The 11,644-nt window shown below is 62.9% G+C and carries 5 protein-coding genes and 1 pseudogene; 4 read left to right on the top strand and 2 right to left on the bottom strand.

The genetic code is table 11. The features are described from left to right. A partial coding sequence (locus tag P8R42_10355) for a hypothetical protein (GenBank protein ID MDG2305040.1) occupies positions 1-1,890 on the top strand: 1,890 nt, incomplete at its 5' end. A 136-nt stretch (positions 1,891-2,026) separates the two neighbouring features. Then, positions 2,027-4,360 (top strand): hypothetical protein, encoded by a 2,334-nt coding sequence (locus tag P8R42_10360; GenBank protein ID MDG2305041.1) that lies wholly within the window; start codon positions 2,027-2,029, stop codon positions 4,358-4,360. Positions 4,361-4,686: 326 nt separating this feature from the next. Here P8R42_10360 and P8R42_10365 read toward each other — a convergent pair whose 3' ends face one another. Then, on the bottom strand, positions 4,687-5,274 hold the full coding sequence (locus P8R42_10365) for a hypothetical protein (protein ID MDG2305042.1): 588 nt from the start codon (positions 5,272-5,274) through the stop codon (positions 4,687-4,689). 266 nt (positions 5,275-5,540) lie between these two features. Here P8R42_10365 and P8R42_10370 point away from each other — a divergent pair, with 266 nt between their 5' ends. Beyond that, entirely contained in the window at positions 5,541-5,768 is a 228-nt protein-coding gene (locus P8R42_10370) for a hypothetical protein (GenBank protein ID MDG2305043.1), read from the top strand. Between the two features lie 749 nt (positions 5,769-6,517). Then, positions 6,518-10,708 carry a hypothetical protein gene (locus tag P8R42_10375; GenBank protein MDG2305044.1) on the top strand — a complete coding sequence of 1,397 codons (4,191 nt, stop codon included), beginning with the start codon at positions 6,518-6,520 and terminating at the stop codon, positions 10,706-10,708. Between the two features lie 213 nt (positions 10,709-10,921). Here the strand turns inward: P8R42_10375 and P8R42_10380 are convergent. Next, a pseudogene (locus P8R42_10380) lies at positions 10,922-11,644 on the bottom strand (DDE-type integrase/transposase/recombinase).

The following is an 11,644-nucleotide window of genomic DNA, read 5'->3' on the forward strand; positions in this document are numbered from 1 at the left end:
CCGGTCGATATCGAGATCGATGCCGGCGCGCTGCAGCCTGGGTGCGAACCGCTGCATCCCGATTGCCTCCTGCCGTTCCCTTCCAACGTCTACACGGTCGCGGATTCTGCGGCGTCGACGGGGTTGCAGATCTCGTTCACGCGCGAGGCGCTCCCCGCCAATCAGGACGGCGTTCGGATCGATCCCGGTCCCTGGACGGAGAACGATGGCTTCAGCCCAGGTTCGGCAGTCGCAGTCCGCTACGCGGATGTCGATCTCGCCGCGTCCGGCGCTCCTCCCATTACCGACATCGCGCGCTCGCTAGGGGCGGGCTCTGCGACCGTCGTCGTCGACGCCGACACAGGTGAGCGTTGGCCTCATTGGGCAGAACTCGACGCGAACGCGGCAGACGAGGTTCCAGTTCTCTTCATTCGTCCGGCGAAGAACTTCCCCGAAGGCCATCGGATCGTCGTCGGCATCCGGAGGCTCGTCGATTCGGAGGGCAACGACTTTGCGCCGACGGACGTCTTCCGTGCCTACCGCGACGACCTATTTACCGGAGTCCCTGCAGTCGAGGACCGACGGGCGGCGATGGACGCGGTCTTCGAGACTCTCGCGGGGGCGGGTGTGGACCGATCCGATCTTCTGATCGCGTGGGATTTCACCGTCATCAGCACCGAGAACCTAACGGGCCCACTGCTCAGCATCCGAGATCAGGCGTTCGAGATCCTGGGCGACGCATCCCCGACGTTTGCGATCTCCGAGGTGAGCGACGTCGACAGCGACCGATGGAGCCGGGAAGTCAAAGGCACTTTCGAGGTTCCGCTCTTCCTCGAGCAAGCGGGAGAGCCCGGATCGATTCTTCGCCGAGACCCTCTGGGCCAACCAACGTCGAGCGGGACATTTACGGCCCGCTTCGTGTGCGGAATCCCCCCGCCGGGTCCGGGGCTACTCAAGGCGATGGTCTATGGCCACGGACTCCTCGGGACCGGCAACCAGGCCCTGTCGTCCGGCCCAGGTCTAGTCGCGCGCGAGTTCGGGCGCGTCTCTTGCGGCACGGACCTCGTCGGGATGGCCGATGAGGACACGATCAACGCGATCGTCATCTTGCAGGACATCTCGACGTTTCGTTCGCTTGCCGACCGGCTGCTCCAGGGGCATCTCAATACCCTGTTTCTCGGCCGCCTCATGATTCACCCGGATGGCTTCGGATCGGATCCGACGTTTGCCGGCTTGGCATCCGGGAATGACGCCGACCTCCAGTACTACGGGATCAGCCAGGGCGGCATCATGGGTGTCGCCACGACTGCCGTTGCGACGGATTGGAGCCGCGCGGTTCTGGGAGTTCCGGGGATCAACTACTCCACGCTCCTGAACCGAAGCGTCGATTTCGACCCGTTCTTCGAAGTGATGCAAGGGTCCTATGCGTCCCCGTACGATCAGGCGTTGATCCTGATGCTGATCCAGATGCTCTGGGACCGGGGAGAGGGAAACGGCTACGCGAATCATCTCGCCGATGATCCGCTGCCGGGAACCGCGGAAGACAAACGCATTCTTCTTCACGTCGCGTTCGGAGACCATCAGGTCGCCAACGTGACGACCGATGTGCTTGCCCGGACGATGGGGATCCCGATCTCGTGGCCCGCCATCGCCGACGGTCGCCACCCGGACGTCGAGCCCTACTGGGGGCTCGATCGCTTGGAAGCGTTTCCCCATGCAGGGTCCGCGCTCGTCATCTGGGACTCGGGGATTCCGGCGCCCCCGACCGACAACATCGCGCCGCGCGAAGGCGACGATCCTCACGACGATCCGCGTGGCGAACCGATCTCCGTCGAGCAGCGCGGGGTGTTTCTCGACAGCGGGACGGTGATCGACGTGTGCGGAGGGCTATGTACGGCCGAGCAGCGCTGACGGGCCTGCTAGAACACCAACCAGACGCCCATTCCGACATTCGCGCACCTGATCGGTGCGAACAGCAGAATTGTCGGGTATTCTCATGGCGATTCTGCAAAGCTCGCCCCCATGAGCCCATATCGGAGGAAAACCAGTGCGTAGACCAGCCCGAAGCGTCGTCGCCCTACCCGTTCTGATCGCCCTACTGAGCCCGGGATGGATTCCGGAAGCAACCGCTCACGATGCCACCGTTGGCATCAGCGGCCGCGCGATCACGGTCGACACCCGCAGGGAGCCTGCGAAACACAAGCTCCTGTTCAAGTCGGTCAAAGAGATCGCACTTTTCCCCCTCCACGATCCAGCCACCACCGGGTCGGCAGTGCTGGTTCGATGGACCGGAGTCGGCGGCGCGGGGGCGGGGCGAACCGAGCGGATCGAGCTCGATCCGGGCAGCTGGAAAGGGCTCGGCAACCCCGCGGGGAGCAAGGGCTACAAGTACTCCGACAAGACCATGAGCGCCGGCGGCGTTCGCTCCGTCACCTTCAAGCCGGGCGCCAGCGGCGGCCTGCTCAAGATCCTCGCCAAGGGCGAGAACTACTCCTGGGAGCTCGACGGACCGAACGACGAGGTCTGGGTTCACTTCCAGGTAGAAGACGAGTGGTACTGCGCCGAGATGGGCGGGGACGTCAAGAAGAACGAAGACGGCTACTACAAAGCGGGCAAGGCGTTGGCGCCGGCGGGCGGTTGCCCGGACCAGACCTGTGGCAACGGCGTACTGGAGCTCGGCGAGGAGTGTGACGACGGCAACCTCGACGACGCGGACACGTGTGCGAACGACTGCACGGACGCCGTCGACCCGGAGTGTCCCCATGGGGAGTTCGACTCCACGTTCGAGGCGATTCAGTCGGTCGTCTTCGAAGGATACGGCTGCGCAGACGGTATCTGCCACGACGCAATCGCGCCGCAGGGAGGTCTCGATCTGACGGCCGGCAGCGCCTACGCAAACCTGATCGGTGTGTCGTCGCTGATTTCACCGACCAACTACCGCGTCGTGCCGGGCGAACCCCCGCTCAGCGTGCTCTACGACAAGCTCCAAGCCGGAACGCACTCCACCTTGCCGGCGTTTGGGGGCTCCCCCATGCCCAGCGGCGGGGCTCCGCTCACCGCAGATCATCTCCAGGCAGTCTGGGAGTGGATCCGCGGCGGCGCGCCCGAAGACCTGTCGGTCGAGGGCACGGCTGAGCTTCTGGCCACGTGCTTGCCGGACCCCGAGCCGCTCGTCATTCCGGTACCCGACCCGCCGGGTGCCGGCGTCGGCGTACAGTTCCGACAGACGCCGTGGGACCTTCCGGCCACGTCCGAGGACGAGATCTGCATGGCCACGTACTACAACCTGGTCGGCACCGGACTGGTTCCCGTCAGCGAACAGGTCGACTGCGCAGTGACGACACACAACCCGACGGGCAAGTGCTTCCGCTACCACAAGACGGTGCTCGCCCAGGATCCGCAGTCCCACCATTCGTTGATTTCGATGTTCGGGGGCACTCTACCCCTCACCCACTCCAACTGGGGCACCTGGACACTGAAGTTCCAGGACCAGACCAACCCGCTTGAAGGCACCACCTGTGATCCGTCCACGGTGGATCCCACCACCGGCTACAACGCCAACTGCAGCAGCCGCGTCGTCTCGGGAATCACCTGCTCGAGTCTGGGCGGAGGCGTCGGTCTTGGTAGTGGCAACTTTGGCGGCTCCCAAGAGCCGTACGTCGCGAAAGAGTTCGCTGACGGCGTGTACGCGCTACACCCGATGGCTGGCATCATCATGTGGAACTCCCACGCCTTCAACCTATCGCCGTTCGACTCGACGATGAGCCAATACCTGAACATGGAGCTCGCCGGGCCCTTGGATCTGCTTTACACGGCCAAGGCCATCTTCCAGGCAAACGACATCTTCGTGATGGGCTTCGGCTCGGGCGGGATCCCTGCCTTCGAGACGCGCGAGTACTGCTCGACCTACACCCCGCCGCGGTACGCCACGGTGTTCGACCTCGGCTCCCACACGCACCGCACCGGTGTGCACTTCCGCATCTGGGGTCCACCCAACAGCAGCTGCAGCGCCGGGGGAACCTGTGCGCCGCGCGGGGATACGCCGCTCTACCAAAGCACGGACTACTCCGACCCGCTGGCCCTCGACGTAGACATGTACCTCCCAGGCGGGTCCAACAACCGTCGCTTCCTCTTCTGCAGTCGATACGACAACGGCTCCACGCCGAGCAGCCCCGAGGTTCTGCGCCACCCCAACAACGCCGGCATCGGGTGCGTCGGGCGATCCTGCTTCAACGCGCCCAACCAGGGCAACTCCTGCAGCGTAGACTCGCAGTGTGACAGCAGTTCGGGCGCCGGGGATGGAGAGTGCGACGCCTGTGCGGTCACGGGTGGCTTTGCGACCCTGAACGAGATGTTCATCATGACGGGGACTTACTACTAGAGGACGAGAACCCGACTGTGGAGTTACCCCGCTCCCGTGCACGTGTTAGCGGGGTAACTCCAGCTTGGGCGATCGAGTTCGTCGCCATGTAGCGCCGTTCGCGGGAGCTCCAGCGGCTCGGCACCTAGGCCGCCGCCAGCATCGCGCTGGAGTCATCTCAGAATCGACAGCTCAGCTCGCCGCCATAGGTTCTGGGCACTCGGCACCACCACTGCTGGGCTGTAGGCAAAATGAACGGCCTAGTTGCCCGGGTCGCCGCGTAGCTGCAACCGCGAAGCCTGGAGCGAGGTCCAGTTTTCGGGTCTAGCCCGCTGGGCGGCGAGCCTTCAGTCCTCGATCTCTTCCCGGCCGTAGTCCCAATCCTTTACCTGCTCGACTTTCTTCCACTTGTCCTTGCCCAGCTGCACGAATCGCCCGGCAGTGCGGATGTCCTCGAGGTCGGTAAAGCTGATCGGCCCGATGAGGGTGAGGAAGAAAACGTCGCTGTAGTGCGCAGCACCCCTCGCCTCCGGGCTTCGGCCCAGCAGTTCGCCACTCTCGCTCCACAGACTGAGCCCCAGGCCCGCCCGTCCGATTTCGCTGATGGATTGATAGACGCTCAGCGCCTTGCCTCCGCCTCCCGGAATCGGAACTCCAAGATAGAAGTTGTCGACGTCGCTACCGGCAAAGCGCACATCGGCCTGGATGACTGGCAGCGACGCCGCCTGGTCGTTCGAGATGGTCGCCCCCAGAGAAACCAGGCGCTGGCGCAGCGCGCTCTTGATCCAGCCTGCGTCCTCCGCGTCGGGGCCCACGACCTCGATCTTCCACGAACCGCTGGAGATGGCCTCGTCGACCGGAATCTGATCCACCGCGCGAAGAATCGCGGTGCGCGTGAGTTCCTGTTCGAGAGCCGTTCGCCCATCGACCGTCATCAACGGGTTGAAACAGGCCGCAACCAGCGCCGAAACCGAGGCAAGGAGGATAGCTCGGACGGTTCGCCCCGCGCGAAACCGCGGTTTGCGGCGCCCCCCCCCAAAGACTGTGACCGTCACTTTCGATCGAAGCACTTCACTCCTCAAACAAATGAGCCGGTAAAGAGAAAGACGACCCCGTAGACCCACGGGATACACCCCGCGACGGCCCACAGCAGCGCGCCGGCCCGTCGCCGACCGCATGGCAGGCTCCGGGCTGGTGGGAAATGGTCTCGACAAGGGTTCTCTGCACTGATGGCCAAACGCGGTGCGCCCCCCCCCTATCGCTGGAGATCCGACCCGAGCGAGCCGAAGACGAAGCCCAGATCTACAAGATCACCGCCGATGCCTTCCGCGGGCGCCCCTATGCGGGCGAGGACGAACAAGACCTCGTGAACCGATTGCGCGAACTCAGAGAGTTGGCCTTGTCGCTCGTCGCTCTGGACCAGGACTAAATGGTCGACCAGGTAAGCTTCTCACCACCGGCGCTACCATGAGTCACTGGACAACGTGACTCCAGCCGATGCATGTCATGGCCGGCGCACCGCGATCCTGACGCGCCGAGAACAGATCAAGAAGAAGACAATAGCTCGTCGTAAGCCGCAGAATCTACGCGCGGCCTAGGCGGGCAAACGTGCCGGAAGTGTCTCTTACAAATCAGGCCCACTGATCCCGACGTCTCTGGCGACGTACGGTGCCTACCGCCGCTTTCGACGATGGTGCGTCTAACGGGAACTGCGCGGCGGAAGCAGTCAGCGGGGATACGAGAAGCTCCGGCCGTTCCGCGCCCCGATCGAAGCGGCTGGTTTTCGTTTGGATATCTCGCGTCGACAGCGTCCATCACGAGCCGCGGGTCGGAGACGCGAGTCCACGCAATTGGGCGCCATAGGGAACGGCATGTCGAAAGTTCGTACGGCGCCTTATCCGTCCTTCAATTTTGTGCAGTGGACCTCTCCGATGCTTGGAGGCCCGCTCGGGCAATTAATGGGTTGCGCGCGACTTCGGACCTAGACACCCTTGTCGCACACTCCGACACTCCTGCAAGTTTGCGCGAAGCACGCGCTTCGCCGTTGCCCAGCCGGGCACCCGTTGCCCGTGCCGTCGGTTCGAATTGAAAACTCCCTATCTTCGACCTCAGACCGCCTCGCCGCCTCCGGACCGAAGGAGAGCGAGACGCCCACTCCCGGACCCGAGATCTGTATTCATGAAAAATTCAGCCATCAAGCTCTATTTCGTCGCGACCTGCATCTTCAGCCTGTGCTGGCCCGCTCTCTCTCGGGCCGACTATCTTGGATCCCAGGTGCTGCGTATTTTCCTCGACCCAGCCAGTGCCGGTGTCGTCGCAGATGGGTACCAGGCCGGCGACGAGGTCTCGTGGATTCTGCAATCGTCCCCGCGGGATACTGGGAGCTACCAGGGGCAGTTGTCGTTCATGACGCTTTACGTTCCCCCAGGAACCGAGGTCGTACGTGCCAGCATCGTCAGAGCGAGCGGTACGACTTGGACGGACAAGCCCGCCTACAACACGGCCCCCGCCTACGATCAGTGCGGCAAGCGGGATTGCATGAACTATAGCTCGAGCGTGACCGGAATTAATCTCGACAACGGCATTTTGCGAGATAGCCAATCCGATACCGGCATCTTCTACAGCACCGATTCGAGGACCCAACTCACCCCGACGGCCCTGACGCCTCCTCTCAATCCGACCGGCATCAGCGGCGGGTTCGGGACCTACAACCAGTGGGACTACGACCAGACGGTCGCGTTTGGCGAGGCGGGAAACCCCTCGGGAAACAATGGTAAGGGGAACACGCCGGTCGTGAGCGTAGACGGGGGCACGACCTGGAAGGGGACCGGCTCACCGGTCGCCGGCCCAGACGTTTACTATACCAACGACTATGACCCGGCTTGCTCCACCGAGACCGGATTCGCTGCCGACATCACCTGCGTCGGGCCTTGGCAGCGAATCGCCTACGCGGGTTCGAGCCTATCGCGCGCGTTGAGCGAACCGGTTGCGCCCACGACGATCGACGACGGGGACATCGAAGACTGGTCGGTGCCGACCCTGGGTGGCTCCGCCGCGTCTCCCCTCCCCGCGAGTACCAACGCGGTCCGCTGGGTGTTTGGCATGAGAAACCTCGGCGACGTGGAAAGTGCGCGCGTCATGCTCCGCATTACCGACCCGGTGTCGTTCGTGAACAGCTTCGCGAACGAAACATTCTGTGTGGATAGCTCTGGCGGCGACACCTCGGGTAAATCACCGACCGATTTCGGCTCCGCCAAGGACAATGTGTGGCGGTACTACGAGCCGAGGCATCAATGCTTCGAAACGCTCAATGGCTCGACGGGCATCATGCTCGTCAACAACAGCGTTCCGATCGTAAACGGATGCGAAGGACCCGTCTCCAACATTCAGGAAGACGACATCCTAGGCTACACGATTACCGTCAACAATACGTCGACCTCGCCGGTCACGAACATCGCAATCCAGTCGACGGAAGTTGAAAATCTCCATCTTCTCGAGCCCGGCGACGAGGCTCAATGTCCCTTCTCGAGCTATGACGGAAATCCGTCCGGGCCCACTTACTCCGCCAACTCCGCAAGTACGGGAACGGCGAGTTGGGCGGCGGTGCCCACGTTGGCAGCGGGCGAAAGTTTCTCGGTTTCGGTCTGCGGCAAAGCAACCGATGGCGGGGTCGGAGCGGGCGGAAAGACGCCCGTCAACATTCGCAACATTGCTTCGGTCACTTTCGAGTCCGGCGGAATCTCCCGCACGCTCGAGTCCGAGGTTCTAGGCCAGGGCGGAATCCGGGCCATCTACGGCCAGGTCCAGAACGATGCGGACAATTCTGGCATTCCCGGCGTCCAGATCTCCCTGTACCGCGACAAAAATTCCGATCAACGGTACGACCCCGGCGTCGACACTCTGGAAGCGTCGATGGATACGCTGGCGGACGGGGCCTACGAATTCCAAGTCCAGGAAAACGACGACTACGTCGTGGTCGAAACCGATCCCGCGGGCAGCACCAGCATTTCGGACGCCGACAACCCCGCTGGCACGTGCGGCACCGGAAACGGCTGCAACGAGATCGCCGTTGAGATCAACGACAACGTGGCACGGTGTCAGTTCTTCCGGGACTCGACGCCTACTCCAGCGATCGATGTGCAGAAGACGGTGTACTCGGGCCACGACTCTGGCGCGGGCTGCGGGAGTGCGGGAGATCTCGTCACGGCCCCGAGCGGCACCGCGGTGACGTACTGCTTCGACGTCACGAACACTGGCGACACCTATCTCGACGCAATCACACTCATCGACTCGGATCTCGTCATAGACCAGAGCGACATGACGGTGCTGAGCGGCACCCAGCCGCTCGCGTCGTCGGACTCGACCGTACTGTACTACCAGACCACGATGTCGGCGGACCTCACCAACACGGTGACGGCGAGCGCCAATCCAACCGACCTGAGCGGCAACGACCTACCGGGCGTGAGTGATCCGACCGACACCGATACGGCCGAGGTCGACGTGGTCACTCCAGCTCAGATCACCCTGGAGAAGACCGCGAACCCAACGTCGATCGTAGAGCCCGGCGGCGACGTCGTCTTCAGCTTTACCATCACCAATACGTCCACTGGCTCCGGGGTCCGTATCGACTACCTCACCGACGACGTCTTTGGCAATCTAGACTCGATCGGAACCTGCGCCTTGCCCCAGACCCTCGCGCCGTTGAGCTCCTATTCGTGCGCGATCACGCAGTCCGTGAGCGGCAGCAGCGGAGACGTGCATACCAACGTGGCAACGGCCGATGGCACGGACCTCGTCACCAGTGAGTCGGTTACGGCCAACGACTCCGCGAACGTCAACGTCGTGGCCAACGGTCTGACTATCGACAAGCAGCCAGCCGTTCTGACCAACGATGCGGATCTCTCCGGCGCCATTTCGCCCGGCGACACCATTGAATGGCCCGTGATTGTCACCAACACCGGTGCCTTCGATCTCACCGGAGTCGTCGTCACCGACGACAAGGCCGACGCGCTCACGTGCCCGGTCGGCTCTCAAATGGCCGCGACGGTCTGGAGCATCGGCGACCTTGCGGCATCCGCCGCGGCAAGCTGCACGGCAACGTACCTAGTCACCGCATCCGATCAAACCGCCGGCCAGATTGTGAACCTCGCAACGGCAGACTCGAACGAGACACCGGCGGTCGACGACACGGAGACGACTCCCGTGCCCGGTCCGGCCACCCTGGCGATCGACAAACAAGTGGCGATCCTCCTCACCGACGCCGATTCTTCCGGAAACATCACCGTGGGAGATACGATCCAGTGGCCGATCATCGTATCGAACACCGGCGCGAGCCCACTCACGAACGTGATTCTCAGCGATGACCAGGCGGATTCCGTTTCCTGCCCGGTCGGGTCTTCGGTTTCCGCTAGCATCTGGCAAATCGGAACATTGAACGCGGGCCAGAACGTCAATTGCGCGGCGCAATACACCGTCCAGCCCGCGGACGGGACGGCGGGACAAGTGGTTAACGTGGCACAGGCCGATTCTACGGAAGATGGCCCCGTCGACGATACCGTGACGACGCCGATCCAACCGCCGCCTCCGGTCGCCATCAACGTCGTCAAGACAGCCGACCCGGCCGCTTTGAATGCGCCGGGTGGAGATGTCACGTTCGACTTCACCGTGAGCAATCCCAACGCAGAAAACCTGACCGTGACGGGCTTGGTCGACTCCGTTTATGGAGACCTCGACGGCCAGGGAACATGCAGCCTTCCCCAGGCACTGACCGCGGGCGGCCAGTACCAATGCTCGATCTCCGTGACCGTCACGGGAAGCCCTGGGGAATCTCATTACAACACCGTCACGGCCACCGGCGAAAATGACACCGGCACTTCGGCGTCCGCCCAAGACTCTGCCGTCGTTCAATTGGCCGGCACCGAGATCGAAGGCTGTCCCCACTGCCCGGTCAAGGTGACCTTCCGCAGGGGCGGCCTCGACTTCCTGGGCCTCCAGGGCGAGGTGATGCTCCCCAATAGCTTCAATCCCACCGCGAACTCGATGACCGTGAGCCTGAGCAATGCGAATGGAACGATCTATTCCGGCGCTCTCATGCCGGGCGATCTGATTTCCAAGGGGCACAAGTGGTTCTTCCGAGACAAGGGCGGCAAGCTCGGATACGGAAGCCGGGACGGAATCTACACCGTCAAGCTGAAGGTCGCAAAATCAGGGTTGTGGCGTGTGAAGATCAAGGCCTACTCTGACCTCTCCGCCGCGACGCTGGCGGAGATGACTATGGAACTCTCGTTCGGTTCCACGAACTTCGGCTTCACTGGCACGTTCACGAAGAAGAGCAAGGGTTGGCAAATCAAGAGCCTGTATCTGCCTTGATCTCCCGGTGCTGAGGAACAATCTTGACCCTCTGCAGGAACTACAGTCGGAAGGCTGCGCCTCGTGTCTCGAGCGAGCAGAGAGTTCGATCACAAAACTAGCGCCAGCCCCGCGCGCCGGCGCTATGGCTGGCGCGTGCGCACTTTACGTTGTCAAAGACTTCAGGCTCAGTAGGCCTGATTTATAAGAGACACCTCCAGCACGTTTGCCCACCTACGCGGCGCGTAGATTCTGCCGCTTACGACGAGCCATTGTCTTCCTCTTGATCTGTTCGCGGCGCGCCAGGACTGCGTTGCGCCGGCCATGATATGCATCGGCTAGAGTCACGTTGTCCAGCGACTCGTGGTAGCGCCGGTGGTTGTAGTGCTCGACGAAGCGACCGATCGCACGCTCCAGTTCCCACGGGCTGTAGTAGTTCTCTAGCTTCACCACGTTCTTCATCGATCGGTGGTAGCGCTCGATCTTTCCTTGCGTCTGCGGATGGTACGGCGCTCCTCGCGTGTGCTCCATCCCGTGGCGACCGAGGTAGGTCTCCAGTTCGCCCGAGACGTAGCAGGGGCCGTTGTCGCTCCGCAGTCGAGGTCGATGCACGACCGCCACCTCGTCGACTCCTGCCTTCGCTCGCGCGAGATCCAGCGTCTCGGTCACATCCGACGCCTTCATCGTCGTGCCGAGCGTCCACGCCAGGATGTAGCGCGAGTAATCATCGAGCACGGTCGACAGGTACTACCAGCCCCAGCTCACCACGCGCAGGTACGTGAAGTCCGTCTGCCAAAGTTCGTTGGGCCGCGTCGTCGGATGCTGGAAGCGATCCGCGGCGCGGATCAAGACGTACGCCGGACTCGTGATGAGGTCGTGCGCCTTCAGAATGCGATAGACGCTGGATTCAGAGATGAAATGGCCCGACCGGTCCGTCTCCTGCCACGCCAGCTCCCT

The sequence above is a fragment of the Candidatus Binatia bacterium genome (genome assembly GCA_029243485.1).
In the GTDB taxonomy this organism is placed as follows: Bacteria; Desulfobacterota; Binatia; order UBA12015; family UBA12015; genus VGTG01.

What these genes read in the sequence shown, in the direction of transcription:
- P8R42_10375 (MDG2305044.1), top strand. Translation starts at nt 6,518, where the DNA reads ATGAAAAATTCAGCCATCAAGCTCTATTTCGTCGCGACCTGCATCTTC.
- P8R42_10370 (MDG2305043.1), top strand. Translation starts at nt 5,541, where the DNA reads ATGGTCTCGACAAGGGTTCTCTGCACTGATGGCCAAACGCGGTGCGCC.
- P8R42_10365 (MDG2305042.1), bottom strand. Translation starts at nt 5,274, where the DNA reads ATGACGGTCGATGGGCGAACGGCTCTCGAACAGGAACTCACGCGCACC.